A 23,777-nucleotide genomic window follows, 5' to 3' on the forward strand; every position below is an offset into this window, starting at 1 on the left:
AAGCGCTGGAAGCGGATCAAGGGGTTCAACAAGCTGGAGCTGGTCGTGAACAACGTCCAGTTCAAGGACGGCGAACCCTTGACCGATCAGTCAGACAGGACTGCCGCCTGACCGGCCATACACAGAATTTGACAATAACTCGACACCTCACTGGCATTCAGTAAATCTATTACTGACGAACTGCGCATTCTGGAATCATTTGGGTTGCTAGCAGAGCTATACGCCAATCAGCACGGGCCAGAATATCGAAATGGCGCAAAACCGAATGCCACCCGCATTGTTGAAGACATGCTCAACGCCATACCGGATGACGTTACCAACATGGGGGAACGCAAGCTAAAGAGTCATGTTGGAGACGCCATAAAGGCGTGGGAGAGAAAGAAACGTCGGTAATTTGCAATCTGCATTTTGCACCTGCACCAACTTCGTTAGATTAAAGATCACCATTAGCAGCGTACCCCAGCAACAACGAGACGCTGCAATGACTGACAAAACCCAAGCCCCTACCGCCCTGCTAGATAGCGCCCTTGAACGCTATCGTGCAGGCTTTGACCCCGCCTTAATCGAGCTGCCCGAACGCGCCGTATTCCCGCACTTGATACCCGCGCAGCCTGCCACCGCCCGCAAAAGCCGTATCACTGGCCTACTGCTTGGCCGCCCAGCGCCTAAGTTTGTGCGCCGTGGTCGTAGTATCCGTTATCGCCTGGCTGATGTGTTGGAATGGTTACGCGACGGTGACGCCGTGAGCAGCATCGCCGAGGAAAATGTAAAACGTCGAGAGGTAGCTTAATGTTGACCATTGCTACTGCCCGCCGCTATGCTTCACGAGCTGGCGCAAAATCGTCAGCCTGGTTTGGCGACCGGATCAAAACTTGGCGCACTAGCGCCCACCGCGAAACAGGCGCTTTTTTTGCGTCCACTGTTCGCGTTTATGGTGGCTGTGCGTGGGAGACTGCAAAGTCTGCCGGGTTCCAAGTTTCCCGGTTCGCCAACCTGCGTACAGCCACCCCCATTAACTGTTTGGCGACAGTCGGGGATGGCTCCACAAAACTTGGAGACCTACCCATGGCATCACTAAGCCTGCCCAATCTCATTACCCGCAACCTTTCCAGCCGTGCCGCTGCCCACCGCGCTATGGCGAAAGCCGCCTTGTTTGCTGATAGCAGCACACGCACCCGCCTAAAGCGCTACAACCACCACATTGATAAAGCCCAACAGCTAGAAGCCCGCCTTGCTGACACTGCCACGCGCAGCGCTGGAGGTGTGGCATGAACAACCACGCCCGCACCCTAAACCTACCTACCCGCGACTTCACCGTTTACGCCTTCGCAGATGATACGCCCTACACCGTGCGCGCTGACTGCGACTTAGCCGCGTTAGAGCAAGCCCCCGTGCCGTGTTACATCGTGGTGGAGTACCCCAACCCGAAGCCCGGCCAACGCTTTTTGGCCATGACAGGCGTGGATGACGTGTTTGAAATCCCAGGCGGCCACTGGTCGGACGATGCCGCTAATGCCGTCGCTGCGCTCAAGAAGCACCGCGCCGACATTAAGGACTGGCAAGGCAAACGCCGGGAGGCCATTCATGGATGCTAAGCGCTTACCCTTCACACCGCTGGAGCTGGCCGAAGCCAGCGCCGCGCACAGTGCCCCGCGTTCATTCCCGTACCGCTTGGGCTTGGCCACCCGGCTTGATGAGCGCGTGAGCCACTGCCAATACAAAGCAGCACCTTTCGAGCCGGGCACCGCTGAGCATGACGCCTACCAAGCAGGCCGCGAGCATGGGCACCGGATGACTGAATTATTGGATTCGCTACAGCCGGGAGGCTGAAGGGGGGAAGGTATGGCCGCTATCACGGCAAAAGAAACCCGGCGTGGTGAGCGCCGGGGGCATGGTATTAACCACAAGTCAGAGTGTCGCCAGTATACCAGCATTGAGCAGGCGCTAGGCGACGCCCTGGCCGCGTATGGCGTGACCGGGCTGGCGATCTATGCCGATGGTGCCGTTCACCGCTTTGACACCACCGACAAGGCGAAGGGCAACCGTAACGGCTGGTACGTCTGCCCTTCGCTGGAAGTGGCGGTGTATGGCTTCTGGCACACCGGGGAGCAACACACCGTTACCACTGGCGGCAAGGCTGACCCCGCCGCTGCTGCTGAGGCACGTCTAGCCGCACAGCGGGCACGGGAGCAGCGAGACGCAGAGCGCCGCGCTCAACAAGTAAAGACTGCCGAGCAGGCCCGTCGATGGTGGGCGACGGCTGGCGCTGCCGATCCGTCACACCCCTACCTAACCAAGAAGCGACTAGCACCGCACGGCCTACGTCAGCGTGACACCATGCTGCTGGTGCCGCTGTTCTATGATGGGGAGCTGGTCAACATTGAGCGCATTTACCCAGACGGTGCCAAGAAGGCGTTGTTTGGTGGCCGGGCTAAAGGCGTGGCCGGGCTAGTAGGCAAGCTGGTTGATGCTGACCGCGTACTGATAGCTGAGGGATGGGCAACCGCTGCCGCGCTTTATGAGGCCATAGGCGTGCCCGTGGTAGTCGCCCGCAACGCCGATAACCTGGAACCCGTGGCCCGCCGTTTGCGCCAGCGCCTACCGGATAACGTGGCGATCACCCTGGCCGCTGATGACGACCGTTTCACCGACGGCAACCCCGGCACAACAAAGGCCCGGCTGGCTGCACTCGCTATTGGGGCCAAGGTGCTGATGCCAACGTTCTGTGCTGACTGCCAGCGCTGCACCGACTTTGCCGACGTGGTCTTGTGCCGTAAGGAGCGTAGCTTATGAGTTGGCAGCCAGACGATAACCTGGACTTGTTTGGGGAAGTCAGCGACAAACACGACCCTGCCCAAAATGATATGTCCACCATGTCCATCATGTCCACCCGTGACAACCACGCGGCTTCCAGCGTGGACACCAAGCGGACACCACCCCCTAGCCCGTGTCCACAAGACGAGGCAGCCACCCTTGGGCGCGAGGTGGAACCGGACAACATAGACGCACTACCTACTGAGGTTAGCGAGCCGTTTCGTCCTGGCTTTGCCACCTACTTAACCCATACCCGCTACGGTGTGCCCGGCCTGTACTTTCACGGCCAGCGGCAACCCAAAGGCGACGGCGATCCAGAACCTTACGACGTATGGATATGCGGCCCCTTGGAGTGCAACGCGGCCACACACGATGAACGCAACGATAACCACGGGCTATTACTGCGCTTTAAGTCACCTTATGGCGGCTGGCGTGAATGGGCGATGCCATTGCACTTGCTCAAGGGTAGCGGTGAGGAAATGCGCGGCGAGCTGCTGAACATGGGGTTACGGATAAACCCCGACGCCTACAAGCTGCTGAACAAATACCTGGCGCAATGCCTGCCTGATGAGCGAGTGATAGCGGCAACCCGCGTTGGCTGGCACCAGCTAGAAGATGGACGTGTGTTTGTCATGCCCCGCCGCACCCTTGGCACTGGGGAGCTTGCTAGGCGCATTACCTTCCAGAGCGATTACGGCACTCGGGACGATTACGCCCAGGCTGGCACCTTGGCTAGCTGGCGCGAGCATATTGGTAGCCTATGTAGTAATAACCCGCTGCTTATCCTGGCGGTATCTACTGCACTGGCTGGCCCACTGCTGGATATGACACACCGCAAGTCAGCGGGCATTCACTTGGTGGGCGATAGCTCCAACGGCAAGACGACAGCGCTAGAAGTCGCCGCCAGCGTATGGGGTGGCCCTGAGTTCATACGTACTTGGCGCGCTACGGGTAACGGCTTAGAGGGGGTGGCCGCTGCGCTGAGCGATACCTGCTTAATACTGGATGAGATAGGCGAGGCCGATGGCCGCGAAATTGGCGCGACCATCTACGCCTTGGGCAATGGCACCGGGAAAGCGCGTGCTAGCCGCAACGGCACCGCACGACGCCCCCACCGCTGGCGTATTGCGATTTTATCCAGCGGGGAGCGCACACTGGCCGCCCACATGAGCGAAGCAGGCCAGCGCCCAAAGGCTGGTCAAGCCGTGCGCCTTCTGGATATACCCGCCAAACGTCAGCATGGCGCTTTTGATTGCTTGCATCACCTGGATGATGGGCGCGCCTTTTCTGACCACCTAAAAAGTGAAGTGACTCGCCATTACGGCCACATTGGCCCCGCTTTCATCGAACGACTGGTGGGAGAGTCACGCGACCTAGCCGCCGAAGTGGATAGGTTTGCCAAGCTGCCTGCTTTCGCCACCGATCACCCCTTACAGGGCCGTGCTGCTAAGGCATTGGTACTGATTGCATTGGCCGGGGAGCTGGCGACCGAGTACGAGTTAACGGGCTGGCGGGAAGGTGAAGCCTTGGAAGCCGCAGAAGTTGCTTTAAAGGGCTGGCGCACCTTTCAAGGCGGTGTGCAAACCGAGCATGAGCAAATCCTGGTCAGCGTTCGAGCTTTCATTGAGCGCCACGGAGACAGCCGCTTTAGCGACGTAGACGGCGACCCCAGGCAAACCCACACCGTACATAACCGAGCTGGTTATTGGCGTGACCATCCAGAGGGCCGCGTTTATCTGCTAACTAACGAAGCAATGAAAGAAGCGTTACGCGGCTTCGATACTCGCCGTGGGCTGGATGCGCTGGACTCGGCAGGCTGGATAGCAGAGCGCGAAGGTAACGCCCGTTCTGTGCGTGTGCAGATTAACGGCAAGCGTTCACGGCTGTACGCCGTGCGACCGGATGAAGGGGGCGAGCATGAGTCTTGAAAACCTGTATCAGCGTTACGTAGGCAATTCGGCCACGGCCAAATGGACACCGGACACCATGCCATGTCCACCCCGTGTCCACGCTGTAACCCGCATGGTTGAGCCAAGTGGACATGATGGACACCGTGGACACCACCAAACAGGCAAGCAGGCAATGAAGGCCGAACTCGCTACCCCGGCAGAGATTGCCGCCATTATTGGTGGCCTGAAAGCGGCGGGCCGTTCGCTTGGACTGGTGGAAGCGCTGGCGCGTGAGGCCATGGCACAACTATCACAGGAAGCCGCCGCCGAGTTGGCCGTGGTACTGGATGACGTGTTTGAAGTCGCACCGGATGACGCTACCGCCCGCGCCCATTGCCGCCGCCTGCTGAGCGATCCGCAAGCGCTGGCAGCCGTCAAAGCGGTATGGCCTAGTTTGCCGCCACCCTTGGCCGCTATCCCTCAGGCAACCGCCACCGCCCCCGTCGTCGATCATGCCCCGCAATGGCTGCGCTTGATTCGTCAGCACTGCGCTTTGGTACCAGAAGATGAACGGCTGCTGAACCGCTGCCTTGGGATGCAGCCACCACGGGATGCCCTGCAAGCCGCACAGCGCTACGTCACCACTTGGCAGCAATCAGCCGATGCAGAGCCACGGGAAGCCGCCCGCGACAATGCAGGCAGACGCGCCGCTAACAACGAACTACGGGGAGGTAGCCGCCATGCTGGATGAAGCCACTACCGAAGCACGCCGCCTTGCGGCCAGCCTGCGCAGTATCGACACCGACTTAGCAGAGAGCGCCAACGCGGTATGGCTGGCACTGGAACCAACACCCGATCAAGCGACGCTAATGGGCTGCGCGGCCACACTGGAAGCCATCGAGCAGCGCTTACCACCGGGCACACTGGCCGCCCTGGTGCGTGTACGCCTTACCCGCCTGCAAGGGCTGGTGAACGCTTTACTTGATGACGACCTGCCCCCACCCGCCGCGTAAGGAGCCAATACCATGACCATCACACGCGAATCACTGACCCAAGCCGCTACCCATGGGCAACCGCTGGATCACTTAACCGCCGGGCAGGTATGGGCCGCGCATAAGCTGGCAATCCCACCTGAGCGCCTGCAACGACCACTGGCCAGCCATATCGGTATCCTGCTGGAGAACGTCGAGCGCAAGGCCCGCCGTCACTTCTTTGGAGGCGTCGAGCGTAGCGATACAGATACGATGATTGCCCGCGCCTATGATGAACAGCATCCGCCGTTCCTGCGACTGCCGATCCTGGAGGTGTTACGACAAGGGATGGACGAACACTTCCCCGACCTGAAGCCCGCCGGGTACGACGATCAAGGCCAAGCCGTCTATGCCCTGGCCGATATTGCTCAAGCGCTGGACGTGCCAGAGGATGAATTGCTCGACCATGCAGAACAGCAGGGGATGCTCGACCAGATAAAGCAGACGCCCGCGCCGCACCGGGTACACTGACCACATCATTAACCGCGCCCTGGCCTTTGCTGGGGCGTTTTGTTTCGTGCCCAGACCCTAATGTAACCCTAAGGTGGTTCGCGCCTTAGGTTCGCATTGTTCATGCGAAATTGGTTCGAAGGTCTGGTTCGAATGCCCGGCCTCGAATCTGTCAAAACCTGTCATTGGTGCGCACGTCTGGTGCGCAATAAAAGTGCGCATTCCGGAGGCAAAAAGTACGCACAAGTGGTACGCAATCACCGTGCGTACTTCACGCAATCCGCGCACTTTTCGCGCAATAGTTTCACGCAATCTGGATGCGCGAAACCACCGGGGGATACCGTCGATGAACAGCCAAGACGAACTTCGCAAACGCTACCGCGCCTGGTGTCGTGCCAATGAACGCGGCGACCAGCAACCCTTACCGGATGAGTGCCACAACCTACGCTGTGGTGCCAAGACACGATCCGGGACGCCCTGCAAACGTCGCGACCTTTATGCTTCTGGCCGCTGTAAGCTCCACGGCGGTCTATCGACTGGGCCAAAGTCTGGGCCGAGAGCCAAGCGACCAGAGCCGCCAGCGGCTAAACCTGAGCCGTATGATCCTGCAAATAATTCTGAAGTGTTGGCGATCCTGCGCCGCCAAGGGATACGCTGCTGAGTTAAACCCCATGAGAGGGTGATAAAAGTTGACATCTAAGCCCTGGCAACCGCTGGGGCTTTTTGCTGATGGCAAGGTTGAGGCGAGGGTAAACGCCGCAAGGTACTTTGGGAGCAGCGGCATCCAGATTCGGAAGAAAATCAGGCGGGACAACTTGTCCCACCTGAAATTGGCTATAAGAAGCCGCCCAAACAAGAGAAAGCCTTCGCTGCCGACACCGCCGAGCGCACGCGGGAGAGAAGGTTTTTCCAACATCGGTTACGCTCAAGCGCGTGTGGTTTCCAATTAGGTTTCCAGCATAAGTTTCCATTTTGGCATTCACCAAAAACGCAACGGTAAAGGCAACAAAACGCAACACTTATGGAGAGGCGCAACGGCTTGTCAAACTGCCCCTAAAAACGCGGAAATTCCAGACGGTTGTCACCTATATGTCACCTAGAACGTTAGGCAACAAAAAACGGCCACCGCGTGATTCGCTAAGTGACCGTTTTATATGTCTTTTTTGGTCGGAGTGACAGGATTCGAACCTGCGACCTTTGCAACCCCATTGCAACGCGCTACCAAGCTGCGCCACACTCCGATGTCTGTTTGGCATTTGCCTCAAGACGGTGCGTATACTAGCGTTTTATACGCCAAATGAAAAGCACTTTTTGCGCTTTCTTTTCAATCGCTTGCCACTAAGCGTGGTCGGCTGCTTTTAATAAGGACGCCATGGCGTCGTAAACCTTAGGGGTAGTTACTAGCAACTGCTCCGGGTAGAGGTCTGCCGGTACACCGTCAGGCACCTCGCTTAAATGCCCCACCCGCGCGCCTGCTTCACGAGCAATGACCCAACCCGCCACAAAATCCCAGGGCGATACGCTTTCGTAGTAAGCATCTAAACGGCCGCAGGCCACATCACACAAATCCAGCGCCGCTGAACCATTACGCCGGACATCCTGACAGCCTGTGAGTACTGCTTCTAAGCGTGGCAGAAGTTTTTTACGCTGCTCTTTTTGATAGGGAAAGCCGGTACCTACCAGCGTGCTTTCAAGGGTCTCAGCGCCGCTCGGCTGAATCGGCTGCTGATTGCAGAATGCGCCTAGGCCCTCTGCTGCACTAAAGGTTTCACCTAAAAACGGCGCATGTATCACGCCTACTTTACCTACCCCCTGCTCCATCCAGCCGATTGATACCGCCACATGGCGCAGGCCCTGGGCAAAATTAACGGTGCCATCAATCGGATCCACAACCCAGAGCTGCTCGGCGGGGGTATGCAGCGCATGCTCCGGGCTTAGCTCCTCGCTTAACCTTGCTTCCTCTGGGAAGCGCTCCTCCAGGCGCCGACTAATGAGCGTGTCGACGGCAACGTCCACATCAGTAACTAGCTCGATCCCTCCTTTCAGCCGCTGGCTAAACCCTTGCTGCTCTCGGGCATTACGAATCATCTGCCCAGCCTCTTCGGCAATCTCTACGGCCAGTGCCAGCCGCGCTTCCAGGGTATAAACCGCCATATTCGCTCCTCAGTGGGGTGTTTGTTGTTTCTCAGCATAAGCGTTGGTCCATGGCATTACCATAACGCCCCAACACATGGGAACGGCTTAGCGCAAAGCATCCACCAACACATCGACCACCACACGGGTGGCGGCTTCAATTAACACCACATCAGCGCCAACACGCTCCCACTCGTATCCTGGGTAACGGGGCAGCTCATGGGCAATGGGGCCGTCAAAGCGCTTGGCAATGCCGGGTGGCAAAGGTTTACCCCGCTCTAAATTGCGCTGGATGCCAGGAGGCAGTGGTTCCGCACGGGGGGCATCGTGACGGCGCAGCAAGCGCAACAGTTCGCGCTCGTTAATGCGCGGCAAATCCACATAACCCTTGCTAAGGGAACGGCGCGAATCGCTTTCGTAGCGACCCTCACCACCTCGGTAGCGCTCTGGCTGGGAAGCGTTATCCCGAGCGCCGTGGGCTGGCGCATGGGCGGGCTGGGCCAACGCGGCACTGCTTAGTATAAGCGCGGTAGCGCCGATCAAGAGTTGATGTAGTAAACGGCTCATAAAAAAAGCTCCACTGTGGTCAGGGAGCTTTAGTGTAGGTAACAAATAAGCAGGCAGTGTGGAAGGGGCTAGCTCGTTACTTTTACCCACGCACCATCCTGCTGTCTATCATATATTCCTGCACCACTATTATTAGCTTTGTATACATCGCTGAACCCTACGCACCACATAGTCACTGTGGCACAGCAACCGCTGCCAGTACGCCTAACACCGCTACCACCAGTTCAATCAGCGTAAAGCTGCGCTCACTTTTGGCCACGACTGGTCTCTCCCATCAAAAAAGGGGCCAGAAGGCCCCTTTAATTTTGCAAAATATTACTCTCTACAAGCAGTAGGTAAGTATGTTGCGTTTAGCCCTGTACACCGCCATCCGGAAATCTGTCCACCAGCGGAAGAAGACGCGTCACTCACGGCTGCCGGACTTCCATTAATCAGAGGTGTAAATACAATCGTTTCCCCCTCGTGGACCCCTGCATCAAACTCGACACTGTAGGCACCGTTTTGAGTGCCATTTAATGAAACTTCTCCAATATACTGGCCATCAAGAGCACCAGCAGAACCTTGGTTGAAGTTAGCGCTTCCGCCAGAAGAGGTGTAGCCGAGAAAAGAACCATTTTCAGCGTAATAAACAGCAATATCTGTTCTTATGCCTGCTGTTGCGGTAAACGCTTCTGCGGCTTGAGCACGTCCCACATAGTTCTGATACTGCGGCACGGCGATGGATGCCAATACGCCGATGATCGCGACGACGATCATCAGCTCAATCAGCGTGAAACCGCCCTGCTTGAGGTTGCGAAACGCGTTTTTTGCAGTTGCTTGCATCTAAAAATCTCCAAGGAGATTTTGCTTGGCAGGTATTGCCAAGCAAAATTAATGTACATTAGTTACATTATCTTACGCACAGTGTTTTTTCAACTACATTTGGCCCACTACTTCGTTCATTTGTACGAACGCGTGCGCTTAGAAAAGCGTGGTGCCGCCAGTACCCTTAGTATGGTACAAGTATGCGCATTCTGACCACTTTGCTACCACAGGTCGTGCATGTCTAAACCCTCTTTTGAATCGACACTTAGCCACGCGGCAGCTCACGGCGGCCTGCGCGGCATTGCCCAGCGGTTGGTTAAACACGGCGTGTTAAGCGATGCACAAGCGGCCACCGCACAGTCGACGGCCTCTGATCTCGAAATTTCGCTGCTTCAACACGTTATTGAAAGCGGGCTGGCCGACCCTGTTGCAGCTACCGTAGCAGCGGGATGGGAGTATGGTCTTCCGGTTATCGACCTTGAGGCGCTGCGCCTTACTACGCTGCCACCCGCCGCCGACTACCCCGTTAAAGTATTACAAAATCTTAATGTGCTGCCCCTGGCCCGCCATGGCCACCGCCTAACCGTCGCGGTGCCTTATCCAGCAACGCTTACCCAGCTAGATGAGCTCCAGTTTGCCACAGGATTAAGCATAGAAGGTGTGCTTGCCCCGGTGGATCAAATCACTGTTGCACTTAATAACTATCTCGCCCAGAACGAACGCGGCATGTTGGATGAGCTAGATGGCATTGACGACGCGGTGAGTTCGTTAAACATTGTACAAAACAGTGACGGCAACGAAGTTCCTCTTGAGGAAGCGTCGCAGAGTAGCGAAGATGCGCCCATCGTTAAGTTTGTTAATAAGATTTTATTAGACGCCATTCGCCAAAGGGCCTCTGATATTCATTTCGAGCCTTATGAAACGCTCTACCGCGTCCGTTTTCGCGTTGATGGCATGCTGATTGAAGTTGCTAGACCGCCCTTTGCCATGCGCCACCGTATTGCGGCTCGCCTTAAAATTATGGCTCGGCTGGATATTTCGGAGCGCCGTCTACCCCAGGATGGCGCGATAAAACTCAAGCTCTCGCGAACGCGCTCTCTCGATTTTCGGGTTAACTCGCTACCTACGGTATACGGTGAAAAGCTGGTGCTGCGGATTTTAGACCCTACGGCGGCTCAGCTAGGCATTGAGCAGTTAGGTTTCACCGATGAGCAGCGCGCTATGTATGAACATACGCTTAAACAGCCCCAGGGCATGATTTTGGTGACGGGGCCGACCGGCAGCGGTAAAACCGTTTCGCTTTATACGGGGATTAATATCCTTAATAAAGTAGAGCGCAATATTTGTACGGCTGAAGACCCCGTAGAAATCAAAGTAGATGGCATTAACCAGGTAAACATTCTACCCAAGATCGGCCTCGACTTTGCCAGCGCCCTGCGCGCCTTCCTTCGCCAGGACCCGGACGTTGTGATGGTGGGAGAAATACGCGACCTGGAAACAGCGGACATTGCGGTAAAAGCTGCCCAAACCGGCCACTTGGTGCTCTCTACGGTGCATACTAACTCGGCAGCCGAAACACTCACACGATTAGCCAACATGGGCGTTTCGTCCTTCAACATTGCAAGCGCCGTTAGTTTAATTATTGCACAGCGCTTAGCGCGTAAACTTTGCCACCATTGTAAAGAGCCCATTGAAATACCGCGTAAGGCGCTTCAAAAAGAGGGGCTAAACAATGAGGAGATTAACCAAGCCACCCTATATAAAGCCGTGGGTTGTAAACACTGCACCCAAGGTTACAAAGGGCGGATTGGTATCTATGAAGTTGTTCCCATTACAGAATCGATGCGTCAGCTCATCATGCGCGATGCTAATTCGCTAGAAATTGACCAGCAGGCCCGCAGGGAAGGCTATCCCAGTCTCCATCGCAGCGGCCTATTAAAAGTCATGCAAGGTATCACCAGCCTTGAAGAGATTAACCGCGTAAGTAAGGAGTAAGGCATGGCTAAACGTGCTCGTAGACGCCAAACTCCCGCCATCAAGTTATCGCGCTGGAAGTGGATAGGCAAAGGCCCCCAAAACAGAACGTTAAGCGGCGAAATGATCGGCCGCAGCAAAGCGGAAGTCACCGCCGAACTCGCCAAACAAAATATTGATATTCGGCGTATCACTAAAAAAGGCAGCATTGGCGGCAACGGCCGCATCAACCCTAACGACATCATGGTGTTTGCGCGTCAAATGGCCACCATGATTCGAGCAGGCATCCCACTTTTACAAGCGCTTCAAGTAGTCGCTGAAAGCCTAAAAAAACCGGCCATGGTGGCCCTGATACAGCAAATGATGAGCGATGTGTCTTCTGGCTCTAGCTTCTCGGATGCGCTTCGCCAACACCCAAAACATTTTGATCGCCTGTTTGTTAACTTGGTAGATGCTGGTGAACAAGCAGGCGCCCTAGATCAAATGCTGGATCGCGTTGCAACCTATAAAGAGAAAGTAGAATCCCTGAAAGCACGTGTTAAAAAGGCGCTGTGGTATCCCACTGCGGTCATGGCGATTGGCATAGCGGTTACCATGCTGCTTCTGGTGAAAGTGGTCCCTGAATTTGAAAGCATGTTTCAAAGCTTCGGGGCGGAACTACCTGCGCTTACGCAAATGACGGTAAATCTATCGAAGCTTGCCCAACAGTACTGGCTAACAGCATTTGGCGCGCTGGTAGCGGCCATATTCTTGCTTAAACAAGGCATCCAGCGTTCACCAAATATCGCTTACCGCATGCATGCATTACTACTTCGATTACCGATTATCGGCGACATCATGCATAAATCTGCGGTTGCGCGTTTTTCTCGCACATTGGCCACCACATTTTCTTCCGGTGTCCCACTGGTAGAAGGGTTAGACACAGCCGCCGGAGCAACCGGCAATAAGGTTTACGAACACGCCGTGGTGCAAACTCGCCAAGACGTGGCGACGGGGCAGCAATTACATTTTGCGATGCGCATGACAAATCGTTTTCCAGCCCTGGCGGTTCAAATGGTCAGTATCGGTGAGGAGGCAGGCTCTTTAGATGCCATGCTGAATCGAGTGGCAGATTATTACGAAGAGGAAGTTGATAACAAAGTGGATGCACTCACATCGTTAATGGAACCCGTTATTATCGTTGTGTTGGGCTTATTAGTCGGCGGTGTTGTCGTGTCCATGTACTTGCCAATTGTCAATTTAGGCTCTGCGTTATAGCCGTTTTCTACATGCGCTGCCCACGGTGGCCTCTCCTATTTTCAGGCAGTTAAAAAGGACATTTATGTATCTCCCTTCACCGCTCGAGTGGGCGCCTGCTCTTCTACTCGGGCTTTGTTTTGGCAGCTTTTTAAATGTGGTGATTACTCGCCTACCGGTCATGCTGATGAGGCGCTGGCGCAATGAAGCCCTAGCTTCGCTGGAGTTTCCGGCAGAAACAGCGCCCCGCTTTAATCTCGCAACCCCTGGCTCGATGTGCCCGCGCTGCGAGCATCCGATTGCGTGGCATGATAACTTACCGCTGCTTGGCTGGTTAAAACGGCGCGGTAAGTGCGCAAACTGCCAATCTCCCATTAGTGCACAGTACCCACTGGTTGAACTGATGGGCGGGCTATTAGCGGTGGCCGTTGTGGCGCTTTATGGCACAACAGCAAGCGCCCTGTTTATTTATGCGGCCTGCTTAACACTTTTGGCGCTGGCGGTTATCGATTTTCGTACGTATTTGCTGCCGGATATGTTAACCCTGCCCTTGCTCTGGGCGGGCTTGCTCTATCAGCTGATCTTTCAGCCCATTATGTTGCCCAGCGCGGTAATCGGCGCGATGGCTGGCTACTTAATCCTCTGGAGCTTTTACTGGCTGTTTAAGCTATTAACGGGCAAAGAGGGTATGGGGTTTGGCGATTTTAAGCTGCTAGCGGCGTTAGGCGCCTGGGTCGGTTGGCCCATGCTGCCATTACTGTTGATCGTATCGGCAGGCATTGGTGCCCTTGTGGGCTTGGCGGCGCAAGCCAGCTCCCCTCATTTGCGCGGCCAGCCGCTGCCTTTTGGCCCTTTTCTAGCCCTGGCGGGTTGGGTTTGCTTATTAGCGGGCGATGAGCTGATGGCGCTCTATACGTCACTGCTATATTAGCATTGGTCATTTCGTCCATCTTACTGTGGCCAGCTATTATCTATGCCCATGACGATGAGCAGCGCCACTATTTAGGGAACAGCCATGATTGTTGGGTTAACAGGCGGTATCGGTTCCGGTAAGTCTACCGTTGCTCGGGCGTTTGGTTCGCTGGGAATCGGCTGGGTAGACGCCGACGATGTGGCCAGGGAAGTCGTCATGCCTGGCGAACCAGCGCTAGCGGCTATCAGCGAACACTTCGGAAATGATGTACTACACGCTGACGGCACGTTAAACCGGTCAGCTCTGCGCAGCATAGTGTTTGACAACCCTACCGAGCGCAAATGGCTGGAGTCGGTGACCCATCCTCGCGTGCGCGAACGCATTCTCGTACATCTAGAGCGCTTGCAGCGCCAATCACCGTATGTGCTGCTGGTATCGCCGTTGTTATTTGAGTCAGGCCAAGACAAGCTGGTGGATCGCACCGTTGTAGTCGATGTGCCCGTTGAGCTGCAGCTTTCGCGGACACGTGCGCGAGACGACGTGAGCGAGGCTCAAGTGCATGCTATTCTCGCCGCCCAGCTTCCCCGTGAAGAGCGCCTTACTAAGGCCAATGATGTTATTGATAACAGCGGAGACCATGCTTCGATGATGCAACAGGTAACGCAGCTTGATCAGCACTACCGAAATAAATACCTCTAGCTCAAGGAGAGTTCTATGCCAACACCCGCTAACGATGCACCGCTAGAGGTCGCTTGCCCTCAATGCAGCAAGCCAGTCGTCTGGAGCCCAGAGAGCGCCTACCGCCCTTTTTGCAGCAAACGATGCCAGCTGCTTGACCTAGGCGCTTGGGCGGAAGAGTCTCACCGCATTTCGGGCGAATCCGCGATGGATGAAGCCGATTTGGACGCGCTGCTTGCCCAAGCGGATAGAGACGCCCCGCTCTCTTAGCCCATGAGTGTTCTGCCATGAACGATAATGCCCTGCCCGTTTACCACTTGCTGCATGAGCTGGATGCCCGTTTCGATGACTTGATGGCAGCTATAGATCATGCAGCCACTTATTATGAGCAGCAGCAATCAGCCACATGGCACTTTCAGCCCTACCCTGGGGGTAGGTCTTGGCTACGCCAAGCCCTGCTCGATATGTGGCATCAGCAGGGCCAAGATGGGCGCGAGACGCGTAACTACATTGCGCTTATCGCAGCAGATGATGAATTACTTGAAAAATTTACGGCGGTTAACCGCGCTAAAGCACACATTAGCGACCTGCTTCAGCATATTAAACAGGCACAGCCAAATACACTCAGCCAAGCCAAACACCGCTTGCCTCAACGCCACCCAGACGTGGATAACGTGCTGCGTCAGGGTGGCTTGGCGCGCTTGCACCTTAAGCAGTGTTGGCGGCACCTTCCTATTGCCCCGGCACCGGTATCGCGCGTTCGCTTTGCTTGGTATAGCAGTGGCCGCTCAATAAAAAAAATTACCGTACAAGAAGCAGAGCAAAAACTCTTGCAGTTAGATACCGACTCGCCACATATCCGCATTCAGCTACGTAGACTAGCGGGAATACCAAGCAGCGAACCGCTAGCACAGGTACAAAACCAAGCCCCGCTCATGCGCGGCAACCTGTTTTTTACAGAACCACTAGAAGACGGCCATACCCGGCGCGCATTAAATATTGCCATGCCGCTTATTGTTCCCGCCCCTGAAAATCGCTTGCCACATATTAAAATGCCGCCCCTAGAGCCGCCCGCGCAGCGTACGCGGGCAAAGCGTCGGGATGAAAAGCTGGAGAGTGACGTATTTCTACCTAGCTTGCGGGTATATCGCTACCGTTAGTGCCCACTGCCACTTTGGGCGGGCATGCGATCCACCTCCCATAGTCCGTAGGCCAATAGCGTCTGTATCAGTTCGCTTACTCCACCCTCTGATAAATCATACTCCTTCAGCAAGGCCTTGAAGCGCTGGCTGAACAGCAGATCCTGTTCCTTCTGCCGCTCAGCCTGATCATCAGCCTCAAGCGCCGCTAAAGAGCGTACAGGGGGCCCTGTTGGAATATCAAAGTCACTATCAGGATCTTCCAACTGACGCAATGCTTGCGCAAAGGCGTCATCCAGCTCACGAAACTTACGCAGCTTTTCACGCTCATCCAGTTGTTTTTGAACCTTTTGATATTTCATCGATGTTTCATTTACACCTTACTTGGGATGGTCGATATGTCTGCAAAACAGACTTTATTTACAAAAAACTGTGCACAAACGCGTAAACTCTCATAGCAAACTTGCCTTTGCTTCAGCTTAGCAGCATAAAGACACTATCGTGATGAAGCCACTAATCGGTAATAATGATTATCCGGCTATCTATCGAACGTCAAACGCATCACGTTCCATCACGAGCCATGGATGGCCGCTCTGTAGATAACACTCAAACACTGGTGGCAACGATAAAAGTCATGGACCACCAGGTTACCAGCAACAACAAGCACCGGGAGGGTGCATCACAGGCAAGCTATCAACTGACCTGTATGACTCACGCATGGGAGGCCAGATAATGTTCAATGCAATGTCGCGAGCTGAGATCTGGCTACAGGACACGCTTGACCAATCGCTAAGTATAGAAGACCTTGCTAATCACTTGGGATATTCAGCGTCACAGATACGGCGGCAATTTCGTCACTGCTTCAACACCTCTCCTAGCGCTTATCGTGAGCAGAGGCGCTTAGAGCGAGCAGCGGTCTTGCTATCGCTTACCCCACAAAATATAGCGCATATTGCCATTCGCTGCGGGTATGCAAACCATTCATCGTTTTCGCGCGCATTTCAGCGGCGCTATCAGCTGACGCCTAGGCATTATCGCCAGTCTTTTAGCAGCGTGCGACACCTACAGTAGCGCTACCTGACCTGCTCGCAGACAAAGTTGACGCCCTTGAGGCAGGCGCTAAGGTACGCAAGTCAAGAACTGACATTGGTCTCTATTTAACCCACACAGCAAATACAGAAAATTTAGCCCTACCAGTTGCTTACCGGCGCATTGAAATTCCTGCACAACACTATGCAAAAACCTTCTTTGATGATTTTGATGAGCTATCAGATGCATTGACATCAACGCTACTGCAGCTGCTCAATCAACAACATCGCTTTCACATTAGTGGAGAATCCCCACGGATTTTATGGCATCCCGATCACTTAGAGCTGCGGGTGCCACTACTGAGAGAAGCAACGCACATTTATTGAACTGGTTGATGCTGAACTAGTGGCTGGCTAGTCCGCAGCGCCAAACCCTGCTGACTTCCCAGCCAGTCTTCTAGGTCGCTGCTTGAAACTAACCCTCTAAAAACAAAACCGGCATTTCTATTAGAAATGCCGGTTAAACTACTTAGTCTTCCATGCGCACGAACCAGGACTCGACAGCTTCATCACCATGCTCATCTTTCCAGCTACGCAGACCTTTATGGTTCCCACCACGGGTTTCGATCACTTCACCAGTATGCGGGTTCTTATAGATTTTTAAACGACGCTTACGGCGAGCAGAGGCGGCCGGCGCTGCTTTGGCACTGCGCTGATCAGTAGTCGGATCCAAAAGCGCAATTACATCTGCAGGACGCTTACCAAACTCGTTCATCAGTGCTTCAAGTTTAGCTTTAAACTCAAGCTCGCTTTTCAGGCGCTGGTCGCCTTCAAGACGCTGCAGCTCTTCTTGAAGCTGTTTAAGCTGCTGCTCTTTTTGAATGTAGTCGTTTAACAGTGACATAGGAAATCCTTTTAGCTTGGTTTTAACTGCGATGGCATTCAGCTGGGCAACTCAATACCGATTAGTTCAGGATGCGGACACATTATTGCCTTAAACTCTGTAATTGACAACAGTCTAGTTCATTTTGGTCCATTTACTAAACAATTTTACAATCCACAATAGCGCTTTAAAGCCTTTGCTTATTAACCCAATCATCCACTTACTTCTGACTAAGCCAACAAAGAAAAGTGTGTAAAATTTTTGCAAAAAAACGCCGCCCTTTTGGGCGGCGTTTTAGTAGGAAAAACTAATAATTTAGTCTTGACCCATCTGCTGCTTGATCAGATCACCGATAGTGGTCGGGCCACCTGCTGCTTCCGGCTCTTGGTCACGCAGTTTCTTCAGGTTCTGACGAGTGTCGTCTTGCTCTTTCGCTTTCACCGACAGATTGATCTGACGGCTCTTACGATCGACGCTGACAATACGCGCTTCAACGCTGTCGCCTTCGTTCAGCACATTGCGTGCATCTTCAACGCGGTCTGCGCTAATTTCAGACGCTTTAAGAATGGCAATAACGTCAGTTGCCAGCTCAACGTGTGCTTCTTTAGCGTCAACTTCTACAACGCGACCGGTAACAATGCTGCCCTTGTCATTCACTGACAGGTACTCAGCAACCGGATCGGAATCCATTTGCTTGATACCCAGGGAGATGCGCTCACGCTCCGGGTCGATAGACAGAATAACGGCTTCTGCTTCGTCGCCTTTCTTGAAGTTGCGAACGGCTTCTTCGCCAGTCTCTGTCCAAGAGATGTCGGACAGGTGAACCAAACCGTCGATACCGCCTTCAAGGCCGATAAAGATACCGAAGTCAGTGATTGACTTGATGGTACCGGAAACACGGTCGCCCTTGTTGTATTCAGCGTTGAACGTTTCCCACGGATTAGCAGTGCACTGCTTGATACCCAGAGAAATGCGACGACGCTCTTCATCGATATCAAGAACCATCACGTCAACATCATCGCCCACTTGAACGACTTTAGACGGATGAATGTTCTTGTTGGTCCAGTCCATTTCAGACACGTGAACCAGACCTTCAACGCCTTCTTCCAGCTCAGCAAAGCAGCCGTAGTCCGTCAGATTAGTGACGACCGCGTGCACTTTGGTGCCTTCCGGGTAACGCTCTTTGATGTTGACCCACGGATCTTCGCCCAGCTGCTTCAGACCCAGTGAAACGCGGTTGCGCTCACGGTCGAACTTCAGCACTTTGACGTTGATTTCGTCGCCAACGGCAACGATTTCAGACGGATGCTTGATACGCTTCCAAGCCATGTCGGTGATGTGCAGCAGGCCATCAACGCCGCCCAGATCTACGAAAGCACCGTAGTCGGTCAGGTTCTTAACGATACCCTTGATTTGCTGACCTTCTTGCAGAGTGGCCAGCAGCGCTTCACGCTCGGCACTGTTTTCTGCTTCCAGCACGGCACGACGCGATACAACGACGTTGTTGCGCTTCGGATCAAGCTTGATGACTTTAAAGTCCAGCTCTTTGTTTTCCAGATGTGCCGTGTCGCGAACCGGACGAACGTCAACCAGAGAGCCCGGCAAGAAGGCACGGATAGAGTCGACATCGACAGTGAAGCCGCCTTTGACTTTACCGTTGATCACGCCCTTGACGATTTCGTCTTTCTCGAAGGCTGCTTCCAGAATTTTCCAAGCTTCTGCGCGCTTGGCTTTTTCACGGGACAGACGCGTTTCACCGAAGCCATCTTCAACGGCTTCCAGTGCAACGTGAACGTCGTCACCGATAGCGATGGTCAGTTCACCATTCTCATCGCGGAATTGTGCCGCAGGGATCTGACCTTCGGATTTCAGACCAGCGTTAACGGTAACCCAGTCACCGTCAATGTCGACAACCTGGGCCGCGACGATAGCGCCTGGCTCCATGTTGATGTCGTTAAGAGACTGTTCAAACAGTTCAGCAAAGCTTTCGCTCATGGTTTTCCTACGTGATCAACGTTGTTGAGGCATAACTGCCTTCTCCGTACCACCAGCGAGTACGGGCCTAATGTCACTCTGCTTTTGGAGGCGTTAGCGCTGGTTAGACCTGACCGGGCTCACTGATATGGAGTTATCGCCCTGCCACGTCGTGACACCTTTCCAAAAACGCCGCAAGGGAGAATCAAATGCCGTTAGACATGCCGCGTTGGGCAAGCAGTTCGGTCAGCCGATCAACCACTTCCGGTATGCTCAGGCGCGTGGTATCAAGCGTAATGGCATCATCTGCCGGCTTGAGAGGAGCCACACTGCGTTGCGTATCGCGTGCATCGCGTGCCTGAATCTCCTTTAAAAGACTCGACAGACTAGCATCCACCCCTGCTTCCTGCAACTGTAGATGCCTTCTGCGAGCCCGTTCTTCGGCGCTGGCGGTGAGAAAAACCTTCAACGGCGCCTCGGGAAATACGACAGTTCCCATATCGCGGCCGTCTGCCACCAGTCCAGGTAATTGGCAAAAATCTCGCTGGCGCTGAAGTAGTGCTGCGCGCACACTAGGCAGTGCTGCGACCTGAGAAGCAAGTTCACCTGCTTGCTCGGTACGAATCACCTGCCCAACGTCTTCGCCCTCTAACAAGGTGCAAGGCTGACCATCTACCACAGGAAAGGCAACATCTAGCTTAGTGGCAATCGCTGCCAGTGCCGCCTCATCATCTAGGGCGACATGATGCTTGACGGCCGCCCGGGCCGTTAGACGATAAAGTGCCCCACTGTCTAATAGGTGCCAACCTAAACGCTCGGCCACAAGGCTGCTAATCGTGCCTTTGCCAGCACCGCCGGGGCCATCGATTGCCAGCACAGGTACCTTAGCGGTCATTAGCACCCTCCACGCTAACACTCATACCAATGCGCTGCGCCAGCGCAACAAAATCCGGGAACGAGGTAGCGACATTCGCACAGTCGTCAATAATGATTTCATCACCTGCGCGTAGCGACGCAATGGCAAACGCCATAGCAATACGGTGGTCGCCCAAGCTATCGATACGGCCGCCGCCATAGCTCGGCACGCTGTCGTTGCCGTTACCAATAATATCGATACCGTCTTCCACCACCGTATGCTCAACGCCAAGCACAGCAAGGCCATCGGCCATGGCCTGGATACGGTCGGACTCTTTCACCCGCAGCTCTTCCGCGCCGCGCAGGCGCGTCGTGCCATGAGCATTGGCCGCCGCGATGAATAGCGCCGGGAACTCATCTATAGCCAACGGCACTTGATCGACGGGAATATCAATACCTTTTAGGGGCGCGTAACGAATACGAATATCCGCCACTGGCTCTCCACCCACTTCACGTTCGTTTTCAAGCGTTAAGTCGGCGCCCATCAATTTCAAAATATTGATCACGCCAATGCGGGTTGGATTGATACCTACATGCTCTAACGTGATATCCGAGCCCGGCGTAATGGCAGCTGCGACAAGGAAGAACGTCGCTGACGAAATATCGGAGGGCACATCAATCGACCCAGCCGTTAATTGTCCGCCACCTTGTAGCCAACAGGTATCCCCTTCGCGTGAAACGGCGTATCCAAAGCCGTTAAGCATACGCTCGGTATGGTCACGGGTAGGAGCTGGCTCGCGCACACGGGTTTCACCTTCGGCATAGAGCCCAGCAAGCAGCAGGCATGACTTTACCTGCGCGCTGGCCATCGGCATGTCGTAGTAAATACCTTTCAGCGGCGCACCGCCGTGGATCTTTAACGGCGGACGGCCGCCTTCGGCGGTATCGATGGTAGCGCCCATCAGACGCAGCGGATCTGCCACACGCCCCATCGGCCGCTTAGAGAGCGACTCATCGCCGGTCAGCTCGCTATCGAAAGATTGGCCCGCCAGCAAACCGGCAAAGAGCCGCATAGCCGTACCGGAGTTGCCTACATAGAGCGGCCCTGCGGGCGCTTTCAAACCCTGCATGCCCACACCGTGGATAGTGACTCGCCCCTGGTGCGGCCCCTCAATGGCCACGCCCATCTCGCGAAAAGCTTGTAGAGTCGCTAGGCTATCCTCACCTTCCAAGAAGCCTTTTACTTCCGTCACACCTTCCGCCAGAGCACCCAGCATAATAGAGCGATGGGATATGGATTTATCGCCCGGCACGCGAAGACGGCCTTGCGCTTGGCCGCCTGGCTGCACGCGATAAGTCACTTTACCGTGTGGTTGCATATGATATTCCGCCTGATAACTGGTTTTATTCAATAACGTATCAAAATAGTGTCGCGCGTGGCTGGCACGATCAAACGTTGCAATTAGCGCATCGCTATCACCGCTTTCAACGGCGCAACGAAGACGCTTTAACCCTGCTTCAAAGTCGTCTAGTGACGACAGCACTGCTTCTCGGTTGGCGATAAAAATATCCCGCCACATGACCGGGTCGCTGCCTGCAATACGGGTAAAATCACGAAATCCGCCCGCAGCGTAACGAAAAATATCCAGCCGCTCATCCTGACGCGCCAGCGTATCCACTAGAGAGAACGCCAAAAGGTGCGGCAGGTGACTCGTGCGTGCCAGCACCTGATCGTGGCGCTCGACGCTCATTTGCAAGACTTCTGCACCACACGTCTGCCAGAGCTTTTCCACGCGTGCTAGTGCATCAGCATCGACGTTAGGTTCGGGCGTCAGAATCACTTTGTGATTAACATAAAGCGTCGGGTTGGCCGCTGCCACACCACTCTTTTCTGAGCCCGCGATAGGATGCCCTAAGACGATATTAGGTAATACGTAACCAAACACGCGTTCGGCACATTCACGAATGGTGGCTTTGGTACTACCCACATCGGTGATCACTACATCATCAGCCGCGTTAGGAAGCGCCTGGGCCAGTGCGGTCATCACGCTTTCCATTGCCAGTACGGGCACTGCCAGGACCACCATGGAAACATCATCCAGCAGCTCAGCTAGCTGCGTGCCGCCAGCGTTAACAAGCCCCAGCTCAATACCTAGAGCAATCTCGTCTTTATTAGGGTCGCAGGCAATAATTTCCCCGGAAAAACCAGAAGCGCGCAGCGCCGCTGCTAGCGAACCACCAATTAAGCCCAGCCCGACGATTAAAATTCGCGGTTCATGACACACTTCACGCCCAGCACCTTGTGCTAACACCGTCACAGCACGCCCTGAGGGTAAGAACCCAATACGCGCAACTCAGCAGCGCGCAGACGCACCTCTTCCAGCACAGCCGCTACACTCGGCTCATCACGGTGGCCTTTGAAATCAATGAAGAACACGTAATTCCATACGCCTGTGCGCGAAGGGCGCGTCTCGATGCGGGTTAAATCGATCTTGTGGCGATGGAATGGCTCCAACAGGTCGTGAAGCGCGCCTGGCTGGTTACGCATGGCTACCACAATGGAAGTTTTGTCTTCACCTGACATAGGCACATCTTGATTACCAATAATCAAAAAGCGCGTCGAGTTATCCGGACGGTCTTCGATTTTATCGGCAATGCGCTCTAAGCCGTAGAGCTTGGCAGCCATGTCGCCGGCAATCGCCGCGCTGTGCCATTCGGTTTTCACCAATTTAGCCGCTTCAGCGTTGGAGGAAACCGGCACACGCTCAGCATGTGGGTAATGCGCATCCAGCCATTTACGACACTGGCCAAACGACTGGGGGTGCGAGTAGATACGCGAGACTTTGTCTTTGCGCGTTGTTTCGCTAATTAAGAGATGGTGGTGAATGCGTAGTACTACCTCGCCACAAATCTTGATGGAAGAGTCCATAAAGGTATCGAGCGTGTGGTTCACCACCCCTTCAGTGGAGTTTTCCACCGGCACCACGCCATAGTTCACCGCGCCTGCTTCCACTTCGCGGAACACTTCATCGATAGCGGCCATAGGCAGACTTACCGCACTTTCGCCAAAATGCTTGAGCGCCGCTTGCTGGGTGAAAGTGCCTTCCGGCCCCAGGTAGGCCACTTTTACCGGCTGCTCCAGCGCGAGGCAGGCCGACATAATCTCGCGGAACAGACGGGCCATCTCTTCAGCGTCCAGCGGGCCTTTATTCAGCGCCATAATGCGCCGTAACACCTGCGCTTCGCGCTCTGGGCGGTAAAACACGGCATCTTGATCTTGGGCGAGCTTAACGTGCGCCACCTGCTGGGCGCAGCTGGCACGCTCACTGATCAAGCGCAGAATATCGCCATCCAACTGGTCGATACGTTGACGCAAGTCATCTAAATTGATCGGCGTATCGGACATGAT

26 protein-coding genes and 1 tRNA gene are annotated in these 23,777 nt (G+C 54.7%); 17 read left to right on the forward strand and 10 right to left on the reverse strand.

The features are described 5' to 3' along the window. Positions 1–481 precede the first annotated feature (481 nt). The 10 genes from AC13CY_RS05230 to AC13CY_RS05275 all read left to right on the forward strand — a co-directional run bounded on the left by AC13CY_RS05230 (position 482) and on the right by AC13CY_RS05275 (position 6,845). Complete coding sequence (locus AC13CY_RS05230; RefSeq protein ID WP_054641745.1) at positions 482–790, forward strand: hypothetical protein; 309 nt, start codon at positions 482–484, stop codon at positions 788–790. Positions 791–1,065: 275 nt separating this feature from the next. Further along, entirely contained in the window at positions 1,066–1,272 is a 207-nt protein-coding gene (locus AC13CY_RS05235) for a hypothetical protein (protein ID WP_074211608.1), read from the forward strand. Next, complete coding sequence (locus tag AC13CY_RS05240; RefSeq protein ID WP_074210615.1) at positions 1,269–1,595, forward strand: hypothetical protein; 327 nt, start codon at positions 1,269–1,271, stop codon at positions 1,593–1,595. Before AC13CY_RS05235 ends, AC13CY_RS05240 begins: the two co-directional genes overlap by 4 nt. Next, entirely contained in the window at positions 1,585–1,830 is a 246-nt protein-coding gene (locus tag AC13CY_RS05245) for a hypothetical protein (protein WP_074210616.1), read from the forward strand. Before AC13CY_RS05240 ends, AC13CY_RS05245 begins: the two co-directional genes overlap by 11 nt. A gap of 12 nt (positions 1,831–1,842) precedes the next feature. After that, positions 1,843–2,793 carry a toprim domain-containing protein gene (locus AC13CY_RS05250; RefSeq protein ID WP_083602208.1) on the forward strand — a complete coding sequence of 317 codons (951 nt, stop codon included), beginning with the start codon at positions 1,843–1,845 and terminating at the stop codon, positions 2,791–2,793. Then, positions 2,790–4,742, forward strand: a complete 1,953-nt coding sequence (locus AC13CY_RS05255) for a DUF927 domain-containing protein (RefSeq protein WP_074210617.1) — start codon at positions 2,790–2,792, stop codon at positions 4,740–4,742. The genes AC13CY_RS05250 and AC13CY_RS05255 overlap by 4 nt, the downstream gene beginning before the upstream one ends. Continuing rightward, a complete protein-coding gene (locus AC13CY_RS05260; RefSeq protein ID WP_139296673.1) occupies positions 4,732–5,454 on the forward strand; it encodes a hypothetical protein in 723 nt (240 codons plus the stop codon). The genes AC13CY_RS05255 and AC13CY_RS05260 overlap by 11 nt, the downstream gene beginning before the upstream one ends. Then, positions 5,444–5,716 carry a hypothetical protein gene (locus tag AC13CY_RS05265; protein WP_074210619.1) on the forward strand — a complete coding sequence of 91 codons (273 nt, stop codon included), beginning with the start codon at positions 5,444–5,446 and terminating at the stop codon, positions 5,714–5,716. The genes AC13CY_RS05260 and AC13CY_RS05265 overlap by 11 nt, the downstream gene beginning before the upstream one ends. A gap of 12 nt (positions 5,717–5,728) precedes the next feature. Further along, a complete protein-coding gene (locus tag AC13CY_RS05270; RefSeq protein ID WP_074210620.1) occupies positions 5,729–6,205 on the forward strand; it encodes a hypothetical protein in 477 nt (158 codons plus the stop codon). A gap of 325 nt (positions 6,206–6,530) precedes the next feature. Beyond that, the gene (locus AC13CY_RS05275) at positions 6,531–6,845 is read left to right on the forward strand and encodes an HGGxSTG domain-containing protein (RefSeq protein ID WP_074210621.1); all 315 of its coding nucleotides are present in this window, start codon (positions 6,531–6,533) and stop codon (positions 6,843–6,845) included. Positions 6,846–7,348: 503 nt separating this feature from the next. Here the strand turns inward: AC13CY_RS05275 and AC13CY_RS05280 are convergent. From AC13CY_RS05280 to AC13CY_RS05295, 4 genes are all read right to left on the reverse strand, one after another. Then, positions 7,349–7,425: transfer RNA gene (locus AC13CY_RS05280), tRNA-Pro, on the reverse strand. 97 nt (positions 7,426–7,522) lie between these two features. Beyond that, positions 7,523–8,338 (reverse strand): inositol monophosphatase family protein, encoded by an 816-nt coding sequence (locus AC13CY_RS05285; RefSeq protein ID WP_044627956.1) that lies wholly within the window; start codon positions 8,336–8,338, stop codon positions 7,523–7,525. A gap of 87 nt (positions 8,339–8,425) precedes the next feature. Beyond that, positions 8,426–8,884, reverse strand: a complete 459-nt coding sequence (locus AC13CY_RS05290; RefSeq protein WP_044627957.1) for an anti-virulence regulator CigR family protein — start codon at positions 8,882–8,884, stop codon at positions 8,426–8,428. 315 nt (positions 8,885–9,199) lie between these two features. After that, positions 9,200–9,706: a pilin gene (locus tag AC13CY_RS05295; protein WP_074210622.1), complete on the reverse strand. Its 507-nt coding sequence runs from the start codon at positions 9,704–9,706 to the stop codon at positions 9,200–9,202. 219 nt (positions 9,707–9,925) lie between these two features. Here AC13CY_RS05295 and pilB point away from each other — a divergent pair, with 219 nt between their 5' ends. The 6 genes from pilB to AC13CY_RS05325 all read left to right on the forward strand — a co-directional run bounded on the left by pilB (position 9,926) and on the right by AC13CY_RS05325 (position 15,649). Continuing rightward, positions 9,926–11,683: a type IV-A pilus assembly ATPase PilB gene (gene pilB / locus AC13CY_RS05300; protein WP_172514453.1), complete on the forward strand. Its 1,758-nt coding sequence runs from the start codon at positions 9,926–9,928 to the stop codon at positions 11,681–11,683. A 3-nt stretch (positions 11,684–11,686) separates the two neighbouring features. Then, complete coding sequence (locus AC13CY_RS05305; RefSeq protein ID WP_172514452.1) at positions 11,687–12,919, forward strand: type II secretion system F family protein; 1,233 nt, start codon at positions 11,687–11,689, stop codon at positions 12,917–12,919. Between the two features lie 64 nt (positions 12,920–12,983). Further along, positions 12,984–13,829 carry a prepilin peptidase gene (locus tag AC13CY_RS05310; protein ID WP_137092929.1) on the forward strand — a complete coding sequence of 282 codons (846 nt, stop codon included), beginning with the start codon at positions 12,984–12,986 and terminating at the stop codon, positions 13,827–13,829. Between the two features lie 84 nt (positions 13,830–13,913). Next, complete coding sequence (gene coaE / locus AC13CY_RS05315; protein WP_172514451.1) at positions 13,914–14,510, forward strand: dephospho-CoA kinase; 597 nt, start codon at positions 13,914–13,916, stop codon at positions 14,508–14,510. A gap of 15 nt (positions 14,511–14,525) precedes the next feature. Beyond that, positions 14,526–14,759: a DNA gyrase inhibitor YacG gene (gene yacG / locus AC13CY_RS05320; protein WP_044627963.1), complete on the forward strand. Its 234-nt coding sequence runs from the start codon at positions 14,526–14,528 to the stop codon at positions 14,757–14,759. Positions 14,760–14,776: 17 nt separating this feature from the next. Beyond that, positions 14,777–15,649 (forward strand): DNA replication terminus site-binding protein, encoded by an 873-nt coding sequence (locus AC13CY_RS05325; protein WP_044627964.1) that lies wholly within the window; start codon positions 14,777–14,779, stop codon positions 15,647–15,649. On the opposite strand, the gene AC13CY_RS05330 is transcribed toward AC13CY_RS05325, so the two are convergent. Continuing rightward, complete coding sequence (locus AC13CY_RS05330) at positions 15,646–15,990, reverse strand: hypothetical protein (RefSeq protein ID WP_062360729.1); 345 nt, start codon at positions 15,988–15,990, stop codon at positions 15,646–15,648. The two genes, AC13CY_RS05325 and AC13CY_RS05330, sit on opposite strands and share 4 nt — an antisense overlap. 382 nt (positions 15,991–16,372) lie before the next feature. On the opposite strand from AC13CY_RS05330, the gene AC13CY_RS05335 reads away from it, so the two are divergent. Then, the gene (locus tag AC13CY_RS05335) at positions 16,373–16,699 is read left to right on the forward strand and encodes a helix-turn-helix domain-containing protein (protein ID WP_228168613.1); all 327 of its coding nucleotides are present in this window, start codon (positions 16,373–16,375) and stop codon (positions 16,697–16,699) included. A gap of 486 nt (positions 16,700–17,185) precedes the next feature. Here the strand turns inward: AC13CY_RS05335 and AC13CY_RS05340 are convergent, their stop codons facing one another. From AC13CY_RS05340 to pheA, 5 genes are all read right to left on the reverse strand, one after another. Further along, positions 17,186–17,560 (reverse strand): histone-like nucleoid-structuring protein, MvaT/MvaU family, encoded by a 375-nt coding sequence (locus tag AC13CY_RS05340; RefSeq protein ID WP_054641181.1) that lies wholly within the window; start codon positions 17,558–17,560, stop codon positions 17,186–17,188. A 294-nt stretch (positions 17,561–17,854) separates the two neighbouring features. Beyond that, positions 17,855–19,534 (reverse strand): 30S ribosomal protein S1, encoded by a 1,680-nt coding sequence (gene rpsA / locus AC13CY_RS05345; protein WP_044627967.1) that lies wholly within the window; start codon positions 19,532–19,534, stop codon positions 17,855–17,857. Positions 19,535–19,718: 184 nt separating this feature from the next. Then, positions 19,719–20,408: a (d)CMP kinase gene (gene cmk / locus AC13CY_RS05350; protein WP_483052370.1), complete on the reverse strand. Its 690-nt coding sequence runs from the start codon at positions 20,406–20,408 to the stop codon at positions 19,719–19,721. Then, the gene (locus AC13CY_RS05355; protein ID WP_062374483.1) at positions 20,398–22,653 is read right to left on the reverse strand and encodes a bifunctional prephenate dehydrogenase/3-phosphoshikimate 1-carboxyvinyltransferase; all 2,256 of its coding nucleotides are present in this window, start codon (positions 22,651–22,653) and stop codon (positions 20,398–20,400) included. Before AC13CY_RS05355 ends, cmk begins: the two co-directional genes overlap by 11 nt. Positions 22,654–22,682: 29 nt before the next feature. Further along, on the reverse strand, positions 22,683–23,774 hold the full coding sequence (gene pheA / locus AC13CY_RS05360; RefSeq protein ID WP_044627969.1) for a prephenate dehydratase: 1,092 nt from the start codon (positions 23,772–23,774) through the stop codon (positions 22,683–22,685). Between the last annotated feature and the right edge of the window lie 3 nt (positions 23,775–23,777).

The organism is Vreelandella sp. L-15, assembly GCF_056857635.1.